This is a genomic window from Gammaproteobacteria bacterium, assembly GCA_029880545.1.
Classification (GTDB): Bacteria; Pseudomonadota; Gammaproteobacteria; order Acidiferrobacterales; family SZUA-150; genus JAOUOD01.
The window spans coordinates 48,837-75,734 of sequence record JAOUOD010000013.1 but is presented as its reverse complement, the minus strand read 5'-3'; the positions used below and the strand labels follow the sequence as shown (position 1 = coordinate 75,734).

At 54.2% G+C, this 26,898-nt stretch carries 23 protein-coding genes; 16 read left to right on the top strand and 7 right to left on the bottom strand.

Features of this window, described 5'->3' with window-relative positions; genetic code table 11:
- Window positions 1-238: 238 nt before the first annotated feature.
- Window positions 239-1,288: a hypothetical protein gene (locus OEZ10_13485; protein MDH5633986.1), complete on the top strand. Its 1,050-nt coding sequence runs from the start codon at window positions 239-241 to the stop codon at window positions 1,286-1,288.
- 245 nt (window positions 1,289-1,533) lie between these two features.
- Here OEZ10_13485 and OEZ10_13480 read toward each other — a convergent pair whose 3' ends face one another.
- The 5 genes from OEZ10_13480 to OEZ10_13460 form a co-directional block, all read right to left on the bottom strand.
- Window positions 1,534-2,628, bottom strand: coding sequence for a hypothetical protein (locus OEZ10_13480; protein MDH5633985.1), 1,095 nt, complete (start codon window positions 2,626-2,628; stop codon window positions 1,534-1,536).
- 252 nt (window positions 2,629-2,880) lie between these two features.
- A complete protein-coding gene (locus OEZ10_13475) occupies window positions 2,881-3,432 on the bottom strand; it encodes a hypothetical protein (GenBank protein MDH5633984.1) in 552 nt (183 codons plus the stop codon).
- A gap of 130 nt (window positions 3,433-3,562) precedes the next feature.
- Window positions 3,563-4,354, bottom strand: a complete 792-nt coding sequence (locus OEZ10_13470; protein ID MDH5633983.1) for a hypothetical protein — start codon at window positions 4,352-4,354, stop codon at window positions 3,563-3,565.
- 305 nt (window positions 4,355-4,659) lie between these two features.
- Window positions 4,660-5,097: a GFA family protein gene (locus OEZ10_13465; protein MDH5633982.1), complete on the bottom strand. Its 438-nt coding sequence runs from the start codon at window positions 5,095-5,097 to the stop codon at window positions 4,660-4,662.
- A 14-nt stretch (window positions 5,098-5,111) separates the two neighbouring features.
- Window positions 5,112-5,516, bottom strand: coding sequence for a VOC family protein (locus tag OEZ10_13460; protein ID MDH5633981.1), 405 nt, complete (start codon window positions 5,514-5,516; stop codon window positions 5,112-5,114).
- Between the two features lie 133 nt (window positions 5,517-5,649).
- On the opposite strand from OEZ10_13460, the gene lexA reads away from it, so the two are divergent.
- From lexA to OEZ10_13400, 12 genes are all read left to right on the top strand, one after another.
- A complete protein-coding gene (lexA, locus tag OEZ10_13455; protein MDH5633980.1) occupies window positions 5,650-6,252 on the top strand; it encodes a transcriptional repressor LexA in 603 nt (200 codons plus the stop codon).
- Window positions 6,249-6,932 (top strand): translesion DNA synthesis-associated protein ImuA, encoded by a 684-nt coding sequence (gene imuA, locus OEZ10_13450; GenBank protein ID MDH5633979.1) that lies wholly within the window; start codon window positions 6,249-6,251, stop codon window positions 6,930-6,932. The genes lexA and imuA overlap by 4 nt, the downstream gene beginning before the upstream one ends.
- Before the next feature lies 1 nt (window position 6,933).
- On the top strand, window positions 6,934-7,326 hold the full coding sequence (locus tag OEZ10_13445; GenBank protein MDH5633978.1) for a hypothetical protein: 393 nt from the start codon (window positions 6,934-6,936) through the stop codon (window positions 7,324-7,326).
- A gap of 156 nt (window positions 7,327-7,482) precedes the next feature.
- Window positions 7,483-8,913 carry a DNA polymerase Y family protein gene (locus OEZ10_13440; protein MDH5633977.1) on the top strand — a complete coding sequence of 477 codons (1,431 nt, stop codon included), beginning with the start codon at window positions 7,483-7,485 and terminating at the stop codon, window positions 8,911-8,913.
- The gene (locus tag OEZ10_13435) at window positions 8,906-12,004 is read left to right on the top strand and encodes an error-prone DNA polymerase (protein ID MDH5633976.1); all 3,099 of its coding nucleotides are present in this window, start codon (window positions 8,906-8,908) and stop codon (window positions 12,002-12,004) included. Before OEZ10_13440 ends, OEZ10_13435 begins: the two co-directional genes overlap by 8 nt.
- 114 nt (window positions 12,005-12,118) lie before the next feature.
- Entirely contained in the window at window positions 12,119-13,879 is a 1,761-nt protein-coding gene (locus OEZ10_13430; GenBank protein ID MDH5633975.1) for an ATP-binding protein, read from the top strand.
- Window positions 13,880-13,998: 119 nt separating this feature from the next.
- Window positions 13,999-14,547, top strand: coding sequence for an inorganic diphosphatase (gene ppa / locus OEZ10_13425; GenBank protein ID MDH5633974.1), 549 nt, complete (start codon window positions 13,999-14,001; stop codon window positions 14,545-14,547).
- Between the two features lie 238 nt (window positions 14,548-14,785).
- Window positions 14,786-17,683 carry a molybdopterin oxidoreductase family protein gene (locus OEZ10_13420; protein ID MDH5633973.1) on the top strand — a complete coding sequence of 966 codons (2,898 nt, stop codon included), beginning with the start codon at window positions 14,786-14,788 and terminating at the stop codon, window positions 17,681-17,683.
- 2 nt (window positions 17,684-17,685) lie between these two features.
- Complete coding sequence (locus OEZ10_13415) at window positions 17,686-18,417, top strand: 4Fe-4S dicluster domain-containing protein (GenBank protein MDH5633972.1); 732 nt, start codon at window positions 17,686-17,688, stop codon at window positions 18,415-18,417.
- 35 nt (window positions 18,418-18,452) lie between these two features.
- Window positions 18,453-19,430 (top strand): dimethyl sulfoxide reductase anchor subunit, encoded by a 978-nt coding sequence (locus tag OEZ10_13410; protein MDH5633971.1) that lies wholly within the window; start codon window positions 18,453-18,455, stop codon window positions 19,428-19,430.
- Between the two features lie 614 nt (window positions 19,431-20,044).
- Window positions 20,045-20,689 (top strand): phosphoribosyltransferase family protein, encoded by a 645-nt coding sequence (locus tag OEZ10_13405; protein MDH5633970.1) that lies wholly within the window; start codon window positions 20,045-20,047, stop codon window positions 20,687-20,689.
- Window positions 20,690-20,706: 17 nt separating this feature from the next.
- Window positions 20,707-21,363 (top strand): alpha/beta fold hydrolase, encoded by a 657-nt coding sequence (locus OEZ10_13400; GenBank protein MDH5633969.1) that lies wholly within the window; start codon window positions 20,707-20,709, stop codon window positions 21,361-21,363.
- Between the two features lie 157 nt (window positions 21,364-21,520).
- Here the strand turns inward: OEZ10_13400 and nadA are convergent, their stop codons facing one another.
- On the bottom strand, window positions 21,521-22,588 hold the full coding sequence (gene nadA / locus OEZ10_13395; protein MDH5633968.1) for a quinolinate synthase NadA: 1,068 nt from the start codon (window positions 22,586-22,588) through the stop codon (window positions 21,521-21,523).
- Window positions 22,589-22,824: 236 nt separating this feature from the next.
- Between nadA and OEZ10_13390 the strand changes: the two genes are divergently transcribed.
- Window positions 22,825-23,235 carry a hypothetical protein gene (locus OEZ10_13390; GenBank protein MDH5633967.1) on the top strand — a complete coding sequence of 137 codons (411 nt, stop codon included), beginning with the start codon at window positions 22,825-22,827 and terminating at the stop codon, window positions 23,233-23,235.
- Between the two features lie 120 nt (window positions 23,236-23,355).
- Here the strand turns inward: OEZ10_13390 and OEZ10_13385 are convergent, their stop codons facing one another.
- Window positions 23,356-25,164, bottom strand: coding sequence for an ABC transporter ATP-binding protein/permease (locus OEZ10_13385; GenBank protein MDH5633966.1), 1,809 nt, complete (start codon window positions 25,162-25,164; stop codon window positions 23,356-23,358).
- A gap of 263 nt (window positions 25,165-25,427) precedes the next feature.
- Here OEZ10_13385 and OEZ10_13380 point away from each other — a divergent pair, with 263 nt between their 5' ends.
- Window positions 25,428-26,213, top strand: a complete 786-nt coding sequence (locus OEZ10_13380; GenBank protein ID MDH5633965.1) for a dienelactone hydrolase family protein — start codon at window positions 25,428-25,430, stop codon at window positions 26,211-26,213.
- 40 nt (window positions 26,214-26,253) lie between these two features.
- Complete coding sequence (msrA, locus tag OEZ10_13375; protein ID MDH5633964.1) at window positions 26,254-26,892, top strand: peptide-methionine (S)-S-oxide reductase MsrA; 639 nt, start codon at window positions 26,254-26,256, stop codon at window positions 26,890-26,892.
- Window positions 26,893-26,898 lie beyond the last annotated feature (6 nt).

Sequence of the window (26,898 nt, the reverse complement as noted above, 5' to 3'; positions counted from 1 at the left end):
GCCTGTCAGAGCAAGGCACCTGGCTGAGCCGACAGGAGTTATGCGAATCCTTCAAGGCGCGTTATCCCGGTCATATTCATGAGCATGGCTGCAGCTTTGAAGACCGGGAGCATGATGTGGCGGGGCCTTGAATAGTGTGCCGGGTTCGGTACCGGGAATCAAAATAAAACAAAAAGAGTTCAGTAGGGTCTGATTCTTTTGATCCATATCCTTTTAATGCTTCAATTGGAAGTCAACCATGAGTGGTGCACCAGGATTCAGCTATGAATCACGTTATTACCGATTTTCGATCATTAGCAACATCAGCCATATCGTCGACGACGACAGTTTTTTCACGGAGGAGGAGAGTGCCTATCGGCGCAACCTGGGTCCTTCGGTTCCGTGGATAAATCAGATAGTCGATGAATTTCGCCGTTCCGGGAGTTTGTGCCTGGATGATCTTGACTATGCTGAACCCGAGTATGCGCATAAATTTGAATACAGCCCTGGAAAAGGATGGCGTCTATATGGCAGGAGCGCCGAGCAAACCCGGATATTGATCGATCAGCAGATTGAAAAGGGATGCTTTGCGCCGGCGCGTATCACTCTTTGTTCCCGTGATTGCGCGGCTTCCATCAATGACAGGTTTGAACTGGAATTCATTCTTTCATCCGCGAATGGTGCAATCAGTATTGATGCGATTGGTGTTCAGCTTGACAGGTTTGCTGATCGGGTAGCCGAGCTTGTGCTGGACAGGCATAGTGTCGAAACACCAGGGGCTTTTGATGTTCAGGACATCGAGCATGATCCTTTTGATCAATCTGCGGATGAGACTGGCGACATCGCCTCGGCGGTACACAGCATCAGCACTCGGGATGATTTTGTCGACCAGGAAGAACAATTCAGTGTTTCAGGGCACCATTTCTCCGACGAGCATGAATTTCATGCGCTTCGGGTATATTTTTATGACCGGGCGATTGATGCCAGGTATGAACGTGAAATTCTTGAACGAAGAGCAATCGTGGCAAAGGAAATACAGGAGCAGATTCGGATCGCCATGAAAGCATTCAGGAAGGAGCATGAGCATGGGCATTTTCTCAGGCCATTTGCCCGGAATGCGTCGCCACCACAAAATGCGAAAGACCAGCGTAACGATGATGTCCTGGATAAAATGACTATTCCATTCAATAGCCCATCGTGCGTACCAGGAAAGTATCTGTCTGTGATGGTCCCCGGTGATGCTGATCGGGACCGGATAGCTGATGCAATCAGGGCCTGTATAGGCAGCCTGCCTTCGTTGCAGCGATGAGGCTATCAACCGGGGTCGGTGGGCCGTAAGGATCTGGTCGGACTGGCTCGTCGGCGGACGAATTACCAAAAACCTAAAGTAAACAAAAAGGGTCAGACCAGAGTGAGCTTGGCCTGCTCACCATTGTCTTTAGTCGAGTTGGACCGTGTCGGTTGACCGGGCATGGATCGCATGCGAGCAAGACAGCTGTGGAACGGGCGATGACAGTGTTTGATTCTCGAGCCAGGTTTTGTGTCAGTATTACTTCATCGTGCTTGAATATAGTCATTGCCTTTTCCGGCCAAAAAACTGCCAATGCTTTTGCCGAATGCCGCGCAAGCGCGGTCTGATAAAGTGAGAGCACTCAGGTCAACGGGAATAACAAGGGGCAGCGGAAAAGCGATAACGTGTTTGTTCAGGGCGAAAGAATTGGCTTCCAGGACTCCCACCCTTTCCTGGTCAGATGTTCGCAAGATTTCGGCATGAACCACTGCTGAGGCTGGTTTGTGTATATCGAATTGTGGGCCGACAGTAACGCAACTACCGGGCATTGGGTTATTTATATCGTTGTCGAGTAATACTTTGACTCGCATGGAAATAATGTAATCTGAAACACCGGTGTGAGTGTTGTTGGAGACTGGCGGCCAGCCAGGAAGTATTCTTCCATCCAGCAAGACCGCACCCGGAAGAGATTCCAGGATATTGTGTTTGATGCATTTTGTGAACCGTATCCTGGACTTGTCCATTTCCTCCGGATCAGTGCACAACTCCTTGTCGTGGTGCATGCAATGCTGGAATTCAAGATAATCTAATTGTATTAAATGACCCAATGACGCATGGGTCTGTTGAACGCGTTTACCGGTAACCCCAATCTTATCAGAGCCGGGAAACACGTAGTAGTTTTTGAACAATTCAGGGTAATCAATAGTGGACTGAATGGTACAGACTTCACTCCATGGTTCTTTTGGGGTGAACAGTATCATAAGCAGGGGTTTCGGCAGGGGTTTCCCCAGTCTTCTGTAAACTGGCGCCGGTGAACCGTCTTCGAACAAGTGATAAATATCGCCCTGGTCGAACCACTTGTTATTAAAATCGTAGTTACCCGCCCACTCCGTAACCCGAGTCATTTCACCATACTGAAACCTTGCCCTCACCGTCCAGAAATAACTGTTGCAGTAACCAAGCTGTGTATCGAGCAGGATATACGGGTCATTGAGCCCATCGGTCTCTACCAGTTTTTCCGCATAGCATTTCTTCGCACGGTTTGAACAAGGCTCGCACCATTCACGGTAAAGCTTGAAATCGTAGGCGACATTGCTGATTTGTCCGGCAATGCCGGTACTGCCGGTTCTTTCCAGCATTTGTTCGAGAGATTCCCACTGGAGACGAGGTGCTGGCGTATCGGAGCGATAGACAAGCCCGTCACCATGTGTCGGCCTGAGCGCATGATCCGGGAGCCATAGTTCGCCGGTGTTACGACATCGTGGCTTGCCGGTTGGAATTTTGTGCGGGTGCCAAATAAGAAAAATATCATCGATAAGCCAATGAAGAGTTTTGTATATACTATCGTCAACTTCGAATCGAATGTCTTTCTGAAATGATGAAATGGTTTTTTATGGAGACATGCAGGCATGCAATACAGGATACCAGGAAGTATACTGGTGAACCATGTCGTTATTGCTCATAAGGGAGGACTTGATTTTGTACCTTACCGTATATTTGCAATCTGTATATAACTCGTTTCGCACAGAATTATTGCGTCCCAGGTAAATTTCTTCCAGAGACAAGACAAGGAAATCGTTTCCTGATGTTGTTTCGGAATCGCTGATTTTTATACCGTACTTGTTGCTGTATTTCACTAGTGTGTTCTTCACGCCAGGGACAATTTTGTCACGAGTAATTATTTTGACTGAATCCGCCAGTTTGCTCGTGACTTCGTTGATTACCACTGTTGTATCGACTAATACGGTGGTTCCGATTTCGTTCCAGGAGTTATCGAACTTGAGTGAGATATTATTGAATTGGTGTTTTTTGCTGTAGTTTGATCCATGATTCCGGAATTCGCTTGCTGCATCCAGCCGATCATATGAATGCCGGCATCCTGTGGCAGCAAGTGCCAGGAAGAGCAAAAGTGCAGACTTTGTTAGGCGATTGAATTTGCGCATATCTCATCAAACCGAAATAACCAAATGGGTCAGGCTCTATTGTAATTCTGCTAAGCGCTGTTGTTTTTAGTCGCTCTGATACTGTCCGCTGTTGTGTTGAAAACGAATCCGCATCGTGATCGCAGAATTCCTATTTGTCTATAATTCCCATCATCTTGCCAATGCACGGCAGTTTGTTCCATGGCCAGCGCCCATCCGGATCTTCTTGTGAACAATATGCGTATCTTGATCGAAAGCTTTTCTCGAGCTGTAATCGAAGTCCGGAAAAATTGTCATCTTTGATATGTTTGATATATTGGTCAGCTTCAATACCAGGTTCCTCCGCAGTGCCAATTCTTGTTTTCCATATTCTCTTGTTGGATTCAATATCATATATCAATATGTAATATACGAGTTCGAATCTTGAATATCCTCCCCAGGTCACTATTTGAGGATGAATCCATGTTATCCAGACCAGGAATTTAATATCCTTCGACAGCAAGGCCTGCCGGCTGCCCGGATCCAGTTCCACCGGTTTGGAATTGTCATAGGTCGACCAGCATGACTGGTTAACCTCGCATGATTCATTGAGATAGGAAACCTGGTAAAAATAGTCATATAGTTTCTTTTCTGTATCCAGGAACGTGGCCATTTGTTCTGCGTCAAAAACATCATGTATTGATACAACATCGAGACCGTACCCGGAAAGCGACGCAGTATGCATGGCGGTAATATCCTTGCTGCTGGTCACCCAGCTGGATTCATAACTGGTGTCGTAAAATGGCGTGAGAGAGAAGGGGGATGGGACACTATTTATACGCCGGAAAATCTTTTTTGAATCGTAAAACGAAACAGCAATTTTCGTCCTCTTGATTTCCTCAAGGTGTTGATCGCCGATTTTCTCGGTTTGCGTAACACAACCTGGCAATACTAATAACATCATCAATATAAAGAATCTATGCATATACATGACCCTCTATAAACGCGTCAACCCATGGCATCGCGGCTAGTATTCCTGCCAGGTAGCCAATGTTTATATTATAATATGCTGATATTAGAAACGCCCGGCAGAGTCCTATTGAACAAATATTTTATAGCAAGTTACGTTGATTTAAATCAACGAAATCACCAATGAAGATGATTGCAAAGACCCGAAAGTTATCGGGCGTAAAGAGTGAAGGTGCGAAACTGAAAATGAATTATCCTGCCCGCGCCAGCTATGTTGTCGATTTCGACAACGGGTATTAATTAGTGTGGCGAGATGTAATATTTGTTCTCCGGCAGCTCATACCATTTCATCAATTCACTGGCATCCACATACCAGGGCGCGCGACTACCGAAGAATATGTTCTGCACCGGCCGGGTTCCGGGGTCATCGTCGAGCGTGCCGGCCGGGATAATCAGGGCGCGACCGCTTTTGTTGATCCACGGTGTCGATGAGCCACATGTCTTGCAGAAGCCGGTGGCGAAGTGTTTGGCATCCGGAAGTTCATAGCGACCAACCTGGTCTTCACCACTTAGCCATTCGAATTGATCCGGCTTGATGATGATATTGGCGGCATGTGCCGAGCCGGTAAACTTCCGGCAGCGTGAACAATGACAATACTGGAATGCCAACGGTTCCCCTTTATATTGATAGCGTACGTTGCCACATAAACAACTGCCGTTAATGGTTTTGTCGGCCATGCTTCCTCCTGCTGTTATTGTCCGGGCCAGATAAATTCCAGTCGTATACCACCCGGTATGACACACATCATGTGTTGTGCCGGGCCTTCGCGTAGCAGCTCTGGCGCAAATTCAATGTTGGCGTCGGTATGTTGTTTCAGTAATGCGTGTATTTCCTGCAGCCTGTCCAGGCTGGCGACCTTGAGCGCGAAGTGATGCAGGCCGACGTTGTGCCTGCGATCAAAGGGAATCGTTGGCGCATTGTCCTGTGCCTGCCACAGGGTCAGCATAATGCTGCCGTCGCTGATAAAAATGGCCGGGTAGTCCGGGCGTCGACGCAGCTCGGTAAAGCCCAGTGTGCCGGTGAAAAACGTCGCCGTTTGTTCCACGTCGGGCACGGTCAGTCCCAGGTGGTGAATGCCTTCGGTCAATGCGGTCACATGTTACTCCCTTGCAGTTGAATTCCCTGGGCGATGAAAAACCCGGTGCCAATTCAAGCATTTATTGATCGGGCTTGCCATCACCGGGCAGCTGTATATACTTACAGTACTACTGTATGGATATATAGCTACCGTGAAACTGACCGATCGCCAACAGGAAATCCTCGACCTGATTCGCCGCTACCTGGACGAATACGGCCATCCGCCGACGCGTGCCGATATTTGCGAGGCGCTGGGATTCAGTTCGCCCAACGCGGCCGAGTCCCACCTGCGGGCACTGGAAAAAAAGGGTGCTATCGAGATTGCGCCCGGCACCTCGCGTGGTATTCGCCTGTTAAACGAGGTGGCCGGTTTGCCGGTGGTGGGTCGCGTGGCCGCCGGCGCGCCGATCCTGGCCGAGCAGAATATCGAGGATCATTACCATCTGGACCCGGCATTGTTTTCACCGCGTGCCCACTACCTGTTGCGGGTGCGCGGCATGAGCATGCGCGATATTGGCATTCTCAATAATGATCTGCTGGTGGTGCATCGCACGCCCGAGGCGCGCAGTGGTGAAGTGGTGGTGGCGCGCATCAATGACGAGGTAACGGTCAAGCGTTACCGGCGTCGTGGCAGCAAGGTGACACTGTTGCCGGAGAATGACGGGTTTGATCCCATCGAGGTGGACTTGCGTCGTGACGAGTTTGCCATCGAAGGCCTGGCCGTGGGCGTGTTGCGTAATGGTCAGCGTTTATGAGTCTCGATACCGTGTTACAGCGCGCCGATATCTGGCGTGGCAGCAGTGTTGCCCCTGCGCAGGCAGTGGTGGCAACGGGCTTCGCCCGGCTTGACGGTGTATTGCCCGGCAGCGGCTGGCCGCTGGGCGTGCTAACCGAAATTCTGTATCACGACCAGGGCGCGGGCAGTGTCAGCCTGGTATTGCCGGCACTGGCAGCCATCACCGCTGCTGCGCGACCGGTGTTGTGGATCAATACACCGCACATACCTTATGCGCCGACATTGCAGCAGGCCGGGTGTGTGCTGGAGCACGTGTGGCGGGTTCATCCCCGAAAGGCGGTCGACGGGTTGTGGGCAGCCGAGCAGGCATTGCGCAGTAATGCCTGCGGAGCTGTACTGTTATGGCTGAACGGGGATGAACCCAAAGCCTTGCGCCGCCTGCAACTGGCGGCCGAGGCATCACAATCATTGTTGTTTGTGTTTCGACCGGAGACCTGGCGTCGCTCCACGTCACCGGCGGCATTGCGCATTCATGCGCGTTTTAGCAACAGGCAGATGCTTGTTGATTTGATCAAGCGTCGCGGTAACAGGTTGCCGGCCCCGGTTGTGCTGGGCGATGCCCGGATGGGCAATGGCCCGCATTATGCGGGCATGTTGAAAACCGCTGTACCGAAATCACTCTTTCACCAGGGAGCATGAAATGAATAAACAGTTTATCGGGGCAAATCCTGTATTGCCGGTGAGCAGTGTTGTTGAAACAGCGGCGTTCTACGAGAACAGGCTGGGCTTTAACGTCAATATTGTCTGGCAGGATCCCGCCTATGGCGTGGTCAGTCGTGGCAACGCGGTGATTGAGTTTGGCGAAGGTCGCAAGGAGTTTGCCGGTACCGGTGTTTGTATTATCCGGGTGGAAGATGCCGATGCCGTTTACGAAGAGTGGCAGTCAAGAAATATCGAATTTGTTGGCGACTTTGCCGAGCGTGACTACGGCAGCAAGGATTTTCGTGTCAGGGACAACAACGGCAACCTGCTGATTGTTGGCCATGCGCTGCATAACAGGGACGAGTTGATCAGGCGACGGAACTGTGTGTAATCAACCGCCGATCCGGCAAACCGGGTTTGCCTGGTAGTCATGAGCCACGCGGCCGTGGCCATTGGCGATGGCTGGCATCAATGACCAAGCCGGTGTTCCCGGTGAACTGCATATTTTTATTATCACTATATCGCCCGGTTGTTCTGGATAACGCTGATGATCTGGCTGGCACTGCACTTTCCGCACCTGGCGCTCGAGGGATTCACCCGGGCGCAGCCCAACAGGATTGCGGCCGCAATCCACGAGACCCGCAAGGGCAGGCAGGTTATTGTCGATTGCAACCGGCTGGCGCAGCAGGCAGGTGTGCGCCGTGATCACAGTGTTGCCACGGCGCTGGCCATGTGCGCCGATCTGCAAACCTGGGCATACGATGCAGCGCGTGAACAAAAGCAACTTCAGGCGCTGGCCGATTTCTGTTATCGCTACAGTTCACAGTTGAGCCTGGAGCTACCGGCGACATTATTTATCGAGGTGGCCGGCAGCGAGCGCCTGTTTCATTCCTTGCCTGCACTGCGCAACACCATTCATCATGAAATCCACGAGCTGGGTTACAGCGTTACCAGCGCCATGGCACCGACGCCACTGGCAGCCTTGTGGCTGGCCATGACCGGCAACCCGGTGATTCTTGAGCAGCGCCGCTTCGTTGTGCCGGTACTGGGAAAGCTGTCGGTGCAGCAATTGCCCGTTGCCGAAAGCCATAAACAAAAACTGGCGCGACTGGGTATACGCACCCTGGCCGAATGTTTTGTATTGCCGCGTGACGGCATGTTGCGTCGCTTTGGCAAGTCCTGGCTGGAACAGCTGGACCGGTTGCGCGGGCTGGCGCCGGACCCCAGGAAAATGTATCGACCCGCTGCGCGCTTTTGCTCGGAACTTGAACTGCCTGCCGAAACCGTGGATGTGCAGGCCTTGTTATTTGGTTTGCGACGCCTGTTGCTGGAACTGCAGGGCGTGTTGACTGCACATGATGCCATGGTGCAACAACTTGTATTAATCCTGGTGTCAGAAGACGCACCGAAGCAATCCGTGGAATTGTCCTCCTTGCGCATGGTGCGCCAGGCTGATCAATGGCTGGCGCTGTTTCGTGAGCGGCTTGAGCGCGTCAACCTGGCGGCGCCGGTACGTGAACTGATCCTGCAGGCCGACAGCTTCCTGCAGCAGGGCGCCATGACTACAGACATGTTTGCCGAGTCATCCAGTGTGGATGCCTGGCCACGTTTCGTGGACAGGCTGGTGGCGCGACTGGGTGCTGATGTCATGCACCGGCTGCATTGCGTGGCCGATCATCGACCGGAACATGCCTGTGCCAGCCAGGCAACCAGGCGCCTGGACAATACCGCAGTATCAGCAGCAAGACCGTTGTGGCTGTTGCTATCGCCATTGCCATTAACAACGCATGATGGTGTGCCGCAGTTTCATGGGCGCTTATTGTTGTCAGCAGCCGAGCGCATTGAAAGTGGCTGGTGGGACGGGAACGATGTGGCGCGCGATTACCATGTCGGCTGCAACCATGATGGCGAGTGCTACTGGCTTTATCGTGATCTGCGCAGCGACAACCAGTGGTACCTGCACGGCATTTTTGGCTGAGTACTGTGTCATGTCGCGTGTACCCGATTATGCTGAACTTTATTGCCTGTCCAATTTCAGTTTCCTGCGTGGCGCATCCCACCCGGAAGAACTGGTGGCACAGGCATCGGCACTGGGTTACAAGGCGCTGGCCATTACCGATGAATGTTCACTGGCCGGCGTTGTGCGCGCCCATGTTGCTGCCCGTGATAACCCGACCCGGATAATTATTGGCAGTCACTTTAAACCCCTGGATGGTCCGACGCTGGTGTTGCTGGCGCCGGATCGCCATGGTTATGGCCAGCTGTCAAAACTCATCACCCTGGCGCGTCGCCGTGCGGACAAGGGCGAATACCAACTGGTTATGACGGATGTGTACGAACATGCCGGTTCATGCCTGTTGATTGCCATGGTGGATGACGGGCTGACAGCCGAACATTGCCGTGAGTTGCGGAACCGCTTCAATGACCGCGCCTGGCTGGGTGTATCGTTATTGCGTCGTGGTGACGATGCCGCCTTGTTGCAGCGGGCTGCTGAGCTATCACGGCAATATTCCATCCCCCTGACTGCCTGCGGCAATGTACTCATGCATCGTCGTGGCCGACGCAGCCTGCAAAATCTATTAACCGCCATTCGCCTGAATACACCGGTAGCGGAACTGGGTCATGCCATTGACGGTAACGGCGAACGACACTTGCGTCAGCGTGAAACCCTGGCCGAGCTGTACCCGGAGTCGTTGTTGCGGCAGGGCATTGCTATTGCTGATCGATGCCGGTTCAGTCTCGACGAGTTGCGTTACGAGTATCCGCGCGAGATTGTGCCGGACGATTTCTCCGCCACGTCCTGGTTGCGACACCTGGTGTACAAGGGCGCACAGCGGCGCTGGTCCGGCGCCCTGGATGACAAGTTGCGTGGATTGATCGAGCACGAGCTGGCGTTAATCGCCGAACTGCAATACGAGCCGTACTTCCTGACGGTTTATGACATTGTCCGTTTTGCCCGGCGCCAAAAGATCCTGTGCCAGGGTCGCGGCTCGGCGGCCAATTCCATAGTCTGTTTTTGTCTCGGCATTACCGAGGTGGACCCGGCACGAATCGAAGTGCTGTTTGAGCGTTTTATATCCAGGGAGCGCAACGAGCCACCGGATATTGATGTCGATTTCGAGAACGACCGGCGCGAGGAGGTGATCCAGTATCTATATAATAAGTATGGCCGCCACCGGGCAGCGTTGGTGGCCGCGGTTATCAGCTATAAACCCAAGAGCGCCATACGCGATGTCGGCAAGGCCATGGGGCTTGGCCTGGACCAGCTGGATCGCCTGAGCAAGTCCATCAAGTGGTGGGATGGCAAGTGCATTGCCGCGGAGCGCTTGCGTGAAGCCGGGCTGGACCCGGACAGCGATGTTATCAGGCGCATTATGTTGCTGGTAACGGAATTGCTCGGTTTTCCGCGACACTTGTCGCAGCATGTCGGCGGCTTTGTCATTGCCCGAGATGAATTATCCACCATGGTGCCCATTGAAAATGCGGCCATGACTGATCGTACTGTCATCCAGTGGGACAAGGATGATATCGATGCCCTGGGCTTGCTGAAAATCGATTGCCTGGCGCTGGGCATGTTGACCGCGATCCGCCGGTGCTTTGATCTAATCCATGGCTTTGATGGTCGTCGCCTGACCATGGCGACAATCCCGGCGGAAGACCCGGGGGTCTACGCCATGATTCAGCAGGCCGATACCGTCGGCGTGTTCCAGATTGAGTCGCGTGCACAGATGGCGATGTTGCCCCGTCTGAAGCCCGCCTGTTTTTATGATCTTGTTATTGAAGTAGCGATTGTGCGTCCCGGTCCGATACAGGGCGACATGGTACATCCGTACCTGCGTCGGCGACAGGGCAAGGAAGCGGTAAGTTATCCCAGTGATGACGTGCGCGATGTATTGAGGCGTACTCTCGGTGTGCCGATTTTCCAGGAGCAGGTAATCAAGCTGGCCATGGTCGCTGCCGGCTTCAGCCCGGGCGAGGCTGATCATTTACGCCGGTCCATGGCAGCATGGCGTCGACGTGGTGGCCTGGATGTATTTGAGCAGCGATTGATTGATGGCATGGCTGCGCGTGGTTACAGCGAGAATTTTGCCCGACAGATCTTTGCCCAGATACAGGGATTTGGCGAATACGGTTTCCCGGAATCCCATGCCGCGAGTTTTGCCTTGCTGGTATACGTGTCAGCATGGCTCAAGCGTCATGAACCGGCCGCATTTTGTTGTGCATTGCTGAACAGTCAGCCCATGGGATTTTATGCACCGGCACAGTTGATACAGGACGCGCAACGTCATGGTGTTGAGATCAGGCCGGTCGATGTTTTGACCAGCGACTGGTTGTGCACGCTGGAAAAAACAGCGGCGGGTGTGCCGGCCGTACGCCTGGGCTTATGCATGGTTGGCGGCCTGTCATCGACAGCAGCAGGTTCACTGGTTGCGCTGCGCCAGGAGAGGCGCATTAGCAGTGTTAACCAGCTGGTTGCCGATGCCGGTTTGAATCGCAAGGAACTGAATGCATTGGCCGCTGCTGATGCCTTGCGCAGCCTCAGTGGCAACCGGCACAAGGCTTACTGGCAGGCGGACGGAATCATGCCGGCCAGTGTCTTGTTGAAGGATTCGACACCGGCCGAAGCCTCGCCGTTATTGAGACGACCAACCGAAGCCGAGGACATTGTTGCCGATTACGCCAGCCTGGGCCTGAGCCTGCATCGTCATCCGCTGGCGTTGTTGCGTGCCCGTTTACAGAAGCAGCATGTTGTCAGTGCCCGGGACTTGTTGCGGTGTCGTCATGATGACCCGGTACGTATTGCCGGGCTGGTGATATCGAGGCAGCGACCGGGTACGGCAACGGGCGTAATTTTTGTTACGCTGGAAGACGAGACCGGTATCAGCAACATCATTGTTCACCGCAAGCTGATCGAACGGCAGCGCAGCGAGTTGCTGGATTCAAGGTTGATGCGGGTAGACGGTGTTATTCAGCGCGAGGGTCGGGTGATCCATGTGTTGGCGCGTCGTTTATATGACTATTCCGGGTTGATCGGCGAATTACTGGCTCGTTCCAGGGACTTTCATTGATCAACCGGTCATGCCGGGCATGGCAATTGATGTAAACATTTGTCACAGTCCGGGTTCCGGAGTAGCGCCGGAATTTGTATTCCAGATACTATAATTTGGATAAGGAATTAGGTGGTGGGTGGTTCTATGCAGTTCTCCAGCGAGAGGGATATTCTGGCAAGTCAGGTGGAAATGCTTTATGACCAGGCGGTGCCTGGTTTTATCGCGACGGTTGTCAATGCCCTGGTTATTACGCTGATGTTGCGTAACATTGTCAGTCACGAGCTGGTGTATGGCTGGTTTGCTGCCATGAGTTCCTTGACCATTATCCGCGCAATTCTGGTGTACCGGTTTCAAAAGACCGACAAAGCCACTATTCAATATGAAACCTGGTCCAGCTATTTCCTCGTTGGCGCCGCCCTCGCGGGTGCCGGTTGGGGCTTTGCCGGCAGTGTAATGTTGCCTATCGAGCACCTGGGTCACCAGATTGTGGTCATGGTGGCGATGGCAGGTATGGCTGCCGGCGCCATACCGGTGTTGTCTTCTGTATTAAAGATCTACCATGCCTACCTCGTACCGTTGTTGCTGCCGTTAATTATCTGGCTGGTGCTGCAACAGACGACACCTCATCTTTATACTGCGGTCATGGTCGTGATGTTTTTCATCATACTCATGGGTGCGGCAAAGCGGATCAATTCCAACCTGATCGAATCCATGCAACTGGTGGTAGAAAACCGGAAGCTGCTGGAACAATCGGACGAATCAGCAAGGCGGCTGTCCAGGGTCAACCGGGACCTGGAGCGCGAGATTCTGAGTCGACGCAAGATTGAAGATGAACTGCTTGCCAACAAGGAGTTCATGGAAAAGGTATTGGCCAGTGCGTCCAATGCTATCTACGTAATCGATCGACAGGGAAAGTTTGTGCTGGTCAATGATGCCGGTGTTCTGCTGGCCGGGTATCCTGCGGAACAGATTATCGGCATGGAGTTCAGAAAAATTATCGACGCCCGGGACCTGCCACGAACAGAAGAGTTGTTTGCCAGCAGCATGCTTCGTGGACAGACGATACGTCAGCAGGATGTCAGGATAGTGACCAGTACCGGCGAGGTGAGGGAGATTGTATACAGCCAGTCACCATTGCTGGAAGCTGACACCATTACCGGTGTTGTCGGCAGCGCCGAAGACGTGACTGACCAGCGTCGCCTGATGAGGCTTCGCACTGAGTTCGTATCGACAGTCAGTCATGAGTTGCGCACACCGCTGACGTCCATACGCGGTTCCCTGGGCCTGATGCGTGGCGGCGTGGCCGGAGAGTTGACGCCGGAACTGAGCGGGCTGACCACCATCGCCTATGAAAACTGCGATCGTCTGCTGAAGCTGATCAACGACTTGCTGGATATCCAGAAACTGGAAGCCGGGAAGATCAGTATCTATATGGAATCGCACGATCTCCGGACCCTGCTGGAATCTATTGCAGGCGCCAACCAGGGCTATGCTCGCGAATATGATGTCCAGCTGTTGCTGGATCAGCCTCTGGACGCCATTACCGTTTCCGTGGATGCTGAACGTTTCGCCCAGGTTTTGTCCAACCTGATCTCCAATGCCATCAAGTATTCGCCAACGAATGAGGAAGTCCATATATCGGTAACACGCAAGGGTGATGAGGTGGAAATTGCTGTCAGTGATCGTGGCGAAGGTGTCCCGGAAGAATTCCGTCAACGCATTTTTGACAAGTTTGCCCGCGCCGATGGATCGGACAGTCGCCATACCAGTGGTAGCGGCCTCGGGCTGACCATCGCCCGGTCCTTGGTCGAGGCCATGGGTGGTCGGTTATATTTTGAGAGTCAGCAGGGACTGGGCAGCACGTTCTACGTGGCATTGCCCATCCGCGACTGACCTATCGGTTTTCGCCTTCCTGGCCGGACCAGAACAAAAATGGTGCCGAGGAGGCAGTATATTAGAAAATTATGATACACTTCTGGCTTGTTGCACCTATTGTTTGTGAGGCTACTTAGATGAATCTTGATCGCGTCGGGCCAGGCAAGAAGCTCCCGGAAGAAATAAACGTCATCATCGAAATCCCGGCACATTCTGACCCGGTAAAATACGAAGTGGATAAGGAAACTGGCGCCATGTTCGTGGATCGGTTCATGAACACGGCCATGCACTATCCGTGCAACTACGGCTATATTCCCCACACCCTGTCGGAAGACGGTGACCCGGTAGATGTGCTGGTGGTTACGCCCATCCCGCTGATTTCCGGCTCGGTCATCCAGTGCCGCCCGGTGGGTATGCTGAATATGACCGATGAAGCCGGCCCGGATGCTAAACTGCTGGCTGTGCCTATCGACAAGTTGTGCACCATGTACCGTTCTGCCAAGGCTCCTGAGGATTTGCCAGCTGGCCTGCTGGCACAGATTTCACACTTTTTTGAGCACTATAAGGACCTGGAGCCCAACAAATGGGTTAAGGTTGAGGGCTGGGAAGGTGCGGAATCGGCTGCCAGGGAGATTACCGAGGCAGTAACGCGTTTCCAGAATGCCCCGGAGAAACCGTGTTTTTAGGCTGCAGCTACCCGCATTTTTTGCAGCCATAATATTATAAGTAGTTGTTGTATAAGGCAGTATCGGTTCGCCCGTACTGCCGTTCAGGGCGTATATTAGAAAAATCTAATGCGCCATTGAATATTGTGAATTGTGTCTTTAGACAGATTCTGAATAATCCGGCCCTTCGCAAGACGTCGGGGGAGCAACCTTGCCGTTGCTTCTGGTCACCGAGACGGGCCAAGAACAGGTACGACTTATGAGCGCTACTCTATATAAGAATGATCCGACCGGTGGTCGGATCGAGATCAAGAACACCACCTGCTACATGTGTGCGTGCCGCTGCGGTATTCGTGTGGTCCTGCGTGATGGTGAAGTGCGTTATATCGAGGGCAACCCGGATCACCCGCTGAACAAGGGCGTGATCTGCGCCAAGGGTTCGTCCGGCATCATGAAGCAATACTCGCCGGCGCGTATCACCAAACCCTTGCGTCGCAAAGCCGGTGCCGAGCGCGGAGAGAACCAGTTCGAAGAGATTTCCTGGGACGAGGCGTTTGGCCTGCTCGAAGAGCGCCTGGCAAAAATCCGCAAAACGGATCCGAAGAAGTTTGCCCTGTTTACCGGTCGTGACCAGATGCAGGCACTGACCGGCCTGTTTGCCAAGCAGTTTGGCACACCCAACTATGCTGCACACGGCGGTTTCTGTTCCGTGAACATGGCGGCTGGCATGATTTACTCCATCGGTGGTTCGTTCTGGGAATTTGGCGGCCCCGACCTTGAGCGTGCGAAGCTGTTTGTCATGATTGGCACCGCTGAAGATCATCACTCCAACCCGATGAAAATGGCGCTGAGCAAGTTCAAGCGCAATGGTGGCAAGTTCATTTCCGTCAACCCGGTGCGTACCGGTTACTCGGCCATTGCCGATGAATGGGTGCCGATCAAGCCCGGTACCGACGGTGCTTTGTTCCTGGCGCTGACCAACGAAATTATCAAGCAAGGTCTGTATGACCGTGAATTCCTTACCCAGTACACCAACGGTGCGCAACTGGTGAACATGGATGAGGCGAGCACCGAGTTCGGCATGTTTGTTCGTGCCGAAGTGCCGGTGGAAGAGGGCTGTTTTGATCCGCAAAACAAGTTGTGGTGGGATCGATTGAATAACAAGGCCGTGGTGACCCACAGTGAAGATGTTGATCCGCGCCTGCTTGGCTCGTTCAAGCTGGACGACGGCACCCCGGTTAAACCATCATTCCAGTTGCTGGTTGAGCGCGTGAAGGAATACACGCCCGAGTGGGCGGAAGGCATTACCGGTATACCCGCAGCCACTATCCGGCGCCTGGCACACGAGATGGGCGTTACCGCGCGCGATCACAAGATCGAGTTGCCCATTGCCTGGACCGACGTCTGGGGCAAGGATCATGAAACAATTACCGGTAACCCGGTTGCATTCCATGCCATGCGTGGCCTGGCTGCGCACTCTAACGGTTTTCATACCATCCGCGCCATGTCCATATTAATGACCATACTCGGCACAATTGATCGCCCGGGTGGTTTCCGTCACAAGGCGCCGTTCCCGCGCCCGATTCCGCCGTGCGCCAAGACACCGCGTGGCGAAGAGGGCATAAACCCGGAAACCCCGCTGGGTGGTATGCCGCTGGGCTGGCCGGCGGAACCGGATGACCTGTTTGTTGACGATGACGGCAAGCCGATTCGCATTGACAAGGCCTTCTCCTGGGAGTACCCGCTGTCCGTGCACGGCCTGATGCACAACGTTATTACCAATGCCTGGCGTGGCGATCCTTACAGGATCGATACCTTGCTGATTTTCATGGCCAATATGGCATGGAATTCATCCATGAATACCGATGATGTGCGCAAGATGCTCAACGACAAGGATGATAACGGTGATTTCAAGATCCCGTTCCTTGTCGTTTGTGACGCCTTCCAGTCAGAGATGGTCGCGTTTGCTGACCTGGTATTGCCGGATACCACGTATCTTGAGCGTCATGATGTCATGTCCATGCTCGACCGGCCTATTTCCGAATTCGATGGACCGGTGGATTCAGTGCGTATCCCGGTTGTACCACCTACCGGTGACTGCAAGCCTTTCCAGGAAGTGCTGATTGAAATCGGTTCACGCCTTAAGCTGCCGGCATTTGTTGATGGCAGTGGCAAGCGCAAGTACCGGGATTACCCGGACTTTATTATCAACTATGAAACAGAGCCGGGTTCCGGCATCGGTTTCCTTGCCGGCTGGCGTGGCAAGGGCGGTGAAAAGTTCATGATGGGCGAGCCGAACCCGAACCAGTGGAAGATGTACGAACAGAACAACTGCGTATTCCACTACGAGCTTCCCAAGTCCTACCAGTATATGCGCAACTGGAACCAGGGCTATCTTGAGTGGGCGCAGAAGCATCGCCTGACACGCTATGCCGAACCGATCCTGCCGCATATCTATTCGGAAGTGCTGCAACAGTTCCGCCTGGCGGCGCAGGGCAAGACCGAGGGCAAACAGCCGCCGGAACACCTGCGCAAGCGCGTGGAAAACTATTTTGACCCGCTGCCGTTCTACTACGAGCCGCTGGAAGTGCAGCTGACTGATACCCGGAAATATCCTTTGGCCGCAGTAACCCAGCGACCGATGGCCATGTACCACTCGTGGGATTCGCAAAATGCCTGGCTGCGCCAGATCCATGCCCATAACTATCTTTATATGAGCCCTCAGCTTGGTGCCAGGGAAGGGTTTGAAGACGGTGACTGGGTTTGGGTGGAATCACAGTGGGGCAAGGTGCGCTGTATGTGCCGCTTCTCCGAAGCCGTTGAGCCGGGCACTGTCTGGACCTGGAATGCCATTGGCAAGGCATCGGGTGCCTGGGGTCTTGAACCCAATGCCAACGAATCAAAGAAAGGCTTCCTGCTCAATCATCTGATCTCGGAAGAATTGCCGTCAACACCTGAAGGCGAGCACTTGTCCAACTCTGACCCGGTGACCGGGCAGGCGGCGTGGTATGACGTGCGCGTGCGCGTGTACAAGGCTGGTGCTGACGAGCCGGAGGAAACTTTCCCGCAATACAAGACCGTTGACGCCGTGCCGGGCCAGGAGAAGTACAAGAAATCCTGGCTGGGATATTTTGCCGGCAAGCGCAAGGGGGTATAAGCATGACACAGTTGGCATTGGTTATTGATCTGAATGTTTGCGTGGGTTGTCATGCCTGCGTGACCAGCTGCAAGGAATGGAATACGTCCGGTGAAGCCGGGTTTATGGTGGACCAGAACCCCTACGGTGAAGATCCGACAGGGACCTTCTTTAATCGCGTGCAGACTTACGAAGTGGGTGATTACCCGCACTCGGAAACGCTGCACTTCCCGAAGAGTTGCCTGCATTGCGAAGACCCGCCGTGTGTACCGGTTTGCCCGACCGGTGCCAGTTACAAGCGTGAAGAAGACGGCATTGTGCTTGTTGATTATGACAAGTGCATTGGTTGCAAATATTGTTCGTGGGCGTGCCCGTATGGCGCCCGCGAGCTGGACGAAAAGCAGAAAGTCATGAAGAAGTGTACGCTGTGCGTGGATCGAATCTACGACATGAGCCTGCCCGAGTCCGAGCGCAAACCGGCATGTGTACGTGCCTGCCCGACCAGCGCCCGCCTGTTTGGTGACGTACATGACCCGGAATCGGAAGTGTCCATTGCCATTCGCGAAGAGGGTGGTTACCAGTTGCAGCCAGAATGGGGTACGCAACCGGCCAACCACTACCTGCCGCGACGCAAGATGCGCATCACGATTCATGAAGACGAACTTGAGCGTTCCGACAATCCGCTCAAGAAGGAAACCGATCGTCCCGAAGGCCCGGTCCAGGCGCCAACACTGGACGACGTTACCAGCTGGTAACAACCGGTCAAACGAATACAGAGATTGGAGTCGCCATGCATCCGGCTTTTTCAGTAGTTTTCCTAACCACTCTTATCGGTGCAGGCCAGGGCCTGTTCCTGGCGTTGTATACGGGTGAGTCCTACAGTGTGCTCAACCTGCTGCCTCCGCAGAACAGCCTGTTCTATACCATTGGCAGCCTGGTTGCATTTGTATTGCTGGTTACCGGCCTGTTGGCATCGTTTTTTCATCTTGGTCACCCGGAACGCGCGTGGCGCGCCGCCGCACGCTGGCGCACATCATGGCTGTCCCGTGAGGTTATCGTATTGCCGATTGTTATAGGCGGTGTGTTTGTCTATGGCGTATTGCATCACCTGGGTTGGGAACTGAGCCTGTTTGGCATACAGACCAATGTCCGCGGCGACCTGACCCTGGTGGTTGGCGCTTTTGTTGCCTTGGCAACGTTTGCTCTGTTCCTGTGTACCGGCATGATTTACGCCTGCATCAAGTTCATACAGGAATGGCACAGTTCCTTGACGGTGATCAACTACCTGTTGCTGGGAACAGCTTCCGGTTTTGTGTTGGCCACGGCATTCTCGACCTACGGTGCGCCGGATCTTGTTAATTTCTACGGTGTCTGGGCAATGATAATTACTGTCTCCGCCCTGGCTACCCGTGCTGCATCGCTGATTCGAAATGCCCACCTGAAGCAGCGCTCATCCATGCGCACGGCAATTGGTGTGCGTCATTCGCATATCAGCCAACGATCCATGGGTGCAATGGGTGGTTCGTTCAATACCCGCGAATTCTTTCATGGTGCACCAATGTGGTTGTTCCGCTCGATCAAGTGGGTGTTCCTGGTATTGGTATTTCCGGTGCCGCTGCTGTTGTTGTATTCCGGGATGAGCAGCCATTCGCCGGTGCTGCTGTATAGCGCATTCGTCATTCAGTATATTGGCCTGCTTGCCGAGCGTTGGTTCTTTTTTGCCCAGGCGAATCATCCACAGAATTTGTATTACCAGACGATTGGGTGATCACCTGGAACAGGAAACAAAAAAGCGGCCAACGGCCGCTTTTTTTTTGCAACAGAAGGTAACAACATTCATCGCCTGGAGGCTGGTCAGCCGTCTGGCGGAAACAGGTTGCAGCCGGTTTTTCATCCACATGAGGCGATAACATCCTCGACGATGATCATTGACTCCGGTCAACGCAATCTATCGACAATCAGCAGATACTAATATGTTTGGATCAGGAGTATTCCAGCCTGGCTGTCAACAAGCTTTGTCCTGTGAGGCCGAATAGCTTGAGCAGGATCAAGGCAGTCATATTACCAAACTGCTTAATATGATTACTGATGGGAGGTTGCCATGGCGTGTGCTGGAAGCCTGCCTGATGCTGGTGTGTCCGACCCGGAGCTTCGTAACTCGCCGATATTCGACGACGGTGCCGACAGCTTTACATGGATCTGGAGAAGGGCCGGTGTTTTTTTAATGGTAATCGCCATGCGCCGGACGCTTATGTCTGTAACTGCAACGAGTTATTGCATTGCATGGGTCGTGCGCCCGGGTTCGTGAAGGCGGCTGTTACCGGAAGTCTTGGATTTCAGCCGAACGGATAACACTGCCGTGAGGTCGATCAGGAGGCAGTTATGCATTTTCGTGATCGTACTGAGGCGGGTAGATTGCTGGCCGAGGCATTGGCGAAAAAATACAGCCAGGTCGATGCCGTCGTTTATCCTCTGCCCAGGGGTGGTCTGCCGCTGGGTATCGAAGTGGCTCGTGCGCTGCACGTACCGCTTGACCTGATCATTCCCCGCAAGATCGGTCATCCCTACAGCCCGGAATACGCCATCTGTGCCGTGTCTGAGCATGGTGACACCGTTTGTAATGAGCGCGAGGTCGCATCAGTTGACAGTCACTGGCTGGAACATCGTGTCACCGAGGAGCGCGCAGAGTCGCGTCGTCGTCGGGAAGTCTATTCGGTTGGCCGAACTGCACCTGAACTGGAAGGCAGGATGGCAATTCTTGTCGACGATGGTATTGCCACGGGCTTGACCATGCGCGCAGCCATCCTGGACGCGTGGGCGCGAAAGGCCGAAAAAGTAGTCGTTGCCGTGCCCGTGGTACCGGCCGATACCGAGGCGCTGTTGCGCCAGGAGGTTGACGACGTTGTTGCATTGTCCGTGGACAAGTTTTATCTCGGCGCTGTCGGCGCTTACTACGATGAATTCGATCAGCTTTCTGATGAAGAAGTTGTGGCCATACTCAGGCGGTTTGACCTTGAGCGGGCATAAATAGGGAGGCATGGCGTATGAGCGTGTTACAGAAAAGCGATGTCACCATTCCGGTGGGCGAGGTATTTCTTAAAGGCATACTGACCATGCCGGAAGAGGCATCGGGCATCGTGATATTTGCCCACGGCAGCGGCAGCAGTCGGTTAAGCAGGCGCAATAATTATGTAGCTGACATACTGGTTGATCGCGGTTTTGGCACTTTGCTGTTTGATTTGCTTACGCTGGAGGAAGACAAGGTATACGAAAACCGGTTCAACATTTCACTGTTAACCGATCGCCTGGTCCAGGTAACTGACTGGCTTAAGGACAAGGCCGCATACCGGTACAAGAAAATCGCTTACTTCGGCGCCAGCACCGGGGCTGCCGCTGCATTGAAAGCAGCAGCGCATCTTCCGGAAGATATCAACGCCGTAGTTTCCCGGGGTGGTCGCCCTGATCTTGTCAGTGCCGACGAGTTGGCGAGAGTGAAGGCGCCGACCTTGCTGGTTGTCGGCAGCAATGACGCGGCCGTGATCGAATTCAACAGGAATGCGTATTCGGCGCTGGAGTGTGACAAGAAAATCGAGATTGTCCCCGGCGCCACGCATTTGTTCGAGGAGCCAGGCACCCTGGAGAGGGTTTCCGAACTGGCCGCCAACTGGTGCGAACGTTACTTGTTTGATGAGCAGGCCTGACTGGAAGAACGAATAGCGCGAGCCTTGAGCTGGTACAGCGTATCGACAAGGAAGCGCGTTGCGCGAAAAGTCCGGGGCAGTTGCGCTGCCTATCACCGGTTTGTTGGTTCTGCTTGCGGCGGTGCAGGCCTGCGGGATCGGTGATCCGGGCCAGGCTTCAGGCGGTTTTCGCCAGCTTCGTCGTGCTCAGGCCTTTGCCAAAGTCGATCATGCGTTGCGTGGATTTGAGCGCATTCGTACGAATCGATTCATCCACGTGAATTTCATTTTTGCCGGTTTCCAGTGCCTCGATCAGGTTTTCGAGGCTGTTCATGGCCATCCACGGGCAGTGGGCGCAGGATTCGCAGGTGGCGCCATCGCCTCGTGTTGGTGCTTCAATCAGTTTCTTGTTCGGCGCAGCCTGCTGCATCTTGTAGAAAATGCCGTTGTCGGTAGCGACGATGCAAACCGGGTTGGGCAGATCGCGAGCTGCCTGGATAAGCTGCGACGTTGAGCCAACGACGTCGGCCAGGGCAACAACGCTTTCCGGTGATTCCGGGTGCACGAGCACGGCTGCGTCCGGGTACCGGTTTTTCAGTGTGCTGATGGCCTCAGCCTTGAAGGCCTCGTGGATGACGCAGCTGCCGTGCCACAGCAGCATATCAGCACCGGTGAGGTCGCGTATGTAGCTGCCCAGGTGCTGGTCAGGCGCCCAGAGAATCTTTTCGCCACGTGCATGCAAGTGCTCTACCAGGCTGACCGCAATACTGGATGTCACCACCCAGTCGGCCCGGGCTTTCACCTTGGCGCTGGTATTGGCGTAGACAACGACAGTGCGATCCGGGTGTTGATCACAAAAAGCAATGAATTCATCAGCCGGGCAACCCAGGTCCAGTGAGCATTCGGCGTCCAGGGTCGGCATGAGAACGCGCTTGTCGGGGCTGAGGATTTTAGCGGTTTCACCCATGAACCGGACACCGGCAACCACCAGTGTCGAATTGGTCTGTGTCTGCCCGAAGCGGGCCATATCCAGCGAATCGGAGACCAGGCCGCCGGTTTCCTCGGCCAACTCCTGCAGCAGGGCATCGGTGTAGTAGTGTGCGACCAGAACGGCATCCTGCTCCCGGAGCAGGTCTTTGGCCCGTTGCTTCAGGTTTCGCAGCGTCTCATCGCTGTAATGCGGGGGCGCCGGCAGCGCCGGGGCCTCAATTTTGCTGTTACCGTGTTTTGTGCTGATATATGTCATTTCTGCATCCGCCCTCGCCAGCAGACACAATGCTGTGAACCTGCGATTCTCGGCCAAACCGGGCATCGACCGCAATGCCTGATTTTCATATTTATACCGAAACTGTTGAAATTTTCCGCCCAAATTTGGCCAATACCCCCACAAACCGCGCCGAACCCTGCGTTAGACCTTCTTCAGGCCTCCCTGGGCCTGTGCTATTCTTGCCGACCTTGTTCAATGCGTGCCTGTTGTTTCCCATGCAAATCGCCAGTCTCAGCCCGGAAGAACGCCTGCAGCTCGGCCAGATCGTGCTGGATATGCTCGATTCCTGGGCCATTTCCCCGGCACAGCAAATAGTACTTCTGGATCTGCCACCAAAAACCAAGCCCAGGGCCATGAAGCAATACCACGACGCGACGCCGCTGCCGGAGTCTGATTCTACCAACGAGCGTATCGAACACCTGCTTGGTATCGCCGATGCACTGCGCACCAGCTACCCGCGCAACTCGCAAATGGCCGGCTTCTGGATCGGCCAGGTTCAGCCACGACTCGGTGGCCGTATACCACTGGAGATGATGTTGCAGGATGGTCTCGAAGGCATGATCGCGGTTCGCGCTCACGTGGACTGTGCGTGGGACTGGCACCGGGATCAGGAAGGCGCCGACTAAATTCCCGCAACTTTAGGTGGCTACAAGCTTCCCTCGTATTTCAGCCTGCCCGGGAATCTGAAAAGCCGGGCTGCATAAATATGATTTACCGGAAATCTCGCCGAGTCGAATCGTGCTTGCTTAGTGCTGGTTGCCGTATAACCGGCTGTACAGGTCACCCTGTTGTATCAATTGATCATGCGAACCTTCTTCGATGATGTGTCCATCCTCAAACACGTAGACGCGGTCTGCCTGCCTGACGGCGCTGAGTCGATGGGCAATGATGAATGTAGTGCGTTGTTGCAGGAACGTGGCAAGCGCCTTGTGTAACCGGGACTCTGTTTCCGTATCCAGTGCCGAGGTGGCCTCGTCAAGAATAATGACCTTGGGGTCCATCAGTATCATGCGTGCTATGGCCAGTCGTTGTGCCTGGCCACCGGACAGGCGAATGCCTTGCTGCCCGATAACGGTGTCCAGTCCTTCCGGCATGGCTTCAATGGTTTCTTTCAGCTGGGCAATATCCAGTGCCTGCCACAGGCGTTCGTCGGTTTCTTCCTTGCCGAGGCCAAGGTTCATGCGCACGCTGTCGTTGAACATGGCCGGTTTCTGCAGAACTACGGCGACATGGTCACGCACAACATCAAGGCCGATATCCGTTACCGGTACATCGTCGAAATACAGTTGCCCGGATCGTGCCGGGTACAACCCCAGCAGCACTTGCACCAGCGTGGACTTGCCACCACCGCTGGCACCGACCAGGGCAATCTTTTCGCCAGCCTTTACTTCCAGTGAAATGTCTTTCAGCACCGGTTCCTTGTCGCCGTAAGCAAAGCAGATATGTTCCAGTCGTACGCCTACCGTCGGTTTATCGGCGAAGGGGTTGGTCTTGTGCGAATACTGTGGCTCTTCCTGCAGTTGCAACAGCTTGTTGATGCGCCCCAGGGCCGCCTTGGCGCCAAACCAGGAGTATTGAATATGCAACACTTCCTGTACCGGGCCCATCATGAACCACAGGTAGCCGAACACTGCCATCATCTGGCCGATGGTTAAGTCGGAAAACACCACCATTAACATACTGATGGCGCGAAAACTGTCGAAGCCGACCAGGAATATGGCAAAGGAGTACCGGTTGGCTGCGTCGGAGCGCCAGGAGAATGATGCCGAATGCTTGCGTATGTTGCGCGCGTAGTCACCGACGCGGTTGAGATAGTGCTTTTCCCGGTTGGCGGCACGTATCTGCAGTATGGCGTCCAGGGTTTCCACCAGGGATTGCTGGAACAGTTCAAATGCACTGTTCTCACGCTTTTTGAGGGTTTTGACTTTCTTGCCCATTATCACGGTGAAATAAATCACTACCGGGTTCATCAGGATGATAAACAGCGCCAGTTGCCAGTGCATGTACAGCAGGATGGCGCTAACCCCTACCAGTGACAGTGCGCTGATAATCAGCTTGCTGATGGATGCACCGATAAATTCGTCCACGGTATTCAGATCGGTGACAAAGTAGGATGCAACGGTGCCGGAGCCCAGGGTTTCGTATTCCGACAAGGAAATGCGCTGCAAGCGTTGCAGCAGTGCCTTGCGTATGCGGTAGACCGTTTCCTTGGCGATCATGGTGAACTGCCGGGTTTGCCAGATGGCCAGCGCCAGTGCCGTCAGTCGCATTACCGTGGTCAGCAGCAGTATTGCGCATATATATAGTATGGGTCCGTGCCAGCTGTCCGGGCTAAGTGAATTCATGAAGGCGACAAGCGCGCCGGGCTTGTTGAGCAGGACTTCATCCACCAGCAGCGGCATTAGCAAGGGAACGGGAACCAGGGTAACTACCGCCAGCACGGCAATGAGGTTGGCGCCGATGAGCTTGGTGCGGTATTGCCGGGCAATGCCCAGCAGGTACGGCCAGCCGAAATCGGCCTGGTGTTCAGTGGTGGATTCCGATGGCGAAGGCATGGGTGACAGTAACTCCTCTGGTCGGCGCATCATAACATGGGCCCAAAAGCCGGGTAAGGCGCACCCGGTCAGGAGCAATGCGTAAATTATAGCCGAAGCTCGTGTGACCGAGGTTGGTGGATTGCCGGGCGGTAATGCCCTTTGTGCGCGTGCTGTATTCTGCCCTTGATTGTAATGTCCACGGGCGCGACACTAGCTGTCCGTTTGGTCCCGTGCAGTACAAACGACACACCCATAACAGGCAAACACGTGAGGACGGAGTGATGCGGATCTTATCTATATTATTGGCAGCAGTGCTGTGGTCGGGCCTGGCCCAGGCCAAGGTCGTCGGTGAAGAAGTGACCTACCAGGTGGATGGTCAATCGTACAAGGGCTACCTGGCTTATGATGACGCGGTCAAGGGCAAGCGTCCCGGCGTGTTGGTGGTGCACGAGTGGTGGGGCCATAACGACTACGCGCGCAAGCGTGCCGATATGCTGGCGGGTCTTGGGTACGCGGCCATGGCGCTGGACATGTACGGTGACGGCAAGCAGGCCGATCATCCCAAGCAGGCCGGGGAATTTTCCGGTGCCGTGAAAAAGAACATGCCGGCTGCCAAGGCGCGTTTCCTGGCTGCTTACACGCTGCTGGCCGACAAGGTTTACACGGATGGTGGCAAGATGGCCGCGATCGGCTATTGTTTCGGTGGCGGTATCGTCCTGGAGATGGCGCGCATGGGCGTGGACCTTGACGCCGTGGTCAGCTTCCATGGCAGCCTCGGTACGGCCAGCCCGGCGCAAAAGAACGCGATCAAGTCCCGTATCCTGGTGGCCAATGGCCAGGCTGACCCATTTGTGAAGCCTGAGCAGATCGAGGCATTCAAGGAAGAAATGAAAGCCGCCGGTGCTGACATGACATTCAAGCAGTATGAAGGAGCGGTACACGCGTTTACCAACCCGGGCGCCACCGAGCTTGGCAAGAAGTTCAATATACCGCTGGCTTACAATGAAACTGCAGACAAGGCATCCTGGGCGGAAATGAAATCATTCCTCAAGGCATCGCTTAAATAACACAAGCCCGGTCCAGGCGAAGACCCCGGAGACAATCCATATGGCTGTAAAACAAAGGAAAACCGATATGCCAGGAAAAGACGAGGTCCTGCCTGGTCGGGCACAGGCCATGCCGGTTCCGGAACAACACTATGTGAACGGTCATAACATGTTGCCACCGTATCCTGATGGCTACGAAACAGCCATGTTTGGCCTCGGTTGTTTCTGGGGCGCCGAGAGAAAATTCTGGCAGGCACAAGGCGTTTACGTGACAGCCGTGGGTTATGCCGCCGGTTATACGCCTAACCCGACTTACCAGGAAGTCTGTACCGGTTTCACCGGTCACAACGAAGTGGTGCGCGCGGTATTTGATCCGAACGTGATCAGCTACAGCCAGTTGCTGAAGCTGTTCTGGGAATCCCATAATCCCACCCAGGGCATGCGCCAGGGCAATGATGTCGGTACCCAGTATCGTTCGGGCATCTATTATTATTCAGGCAGTCAGCGACAACTGGCCGAGCAAACCCGGGATGCCTATCAGCAGGCGCTGCAGTCGTCAGCTATAGGCATTATTTCAACCGAGATACTGCCGGCTCCCGAATTTTATTTTGCCGAGGACTATCATCAGCAGTACCTGGCCAAGAATCCTGGCGGGTATTGCGGGCTGGGCGGGACCGGGGTGTTGCTGGATTGCGGCTGAGGTATT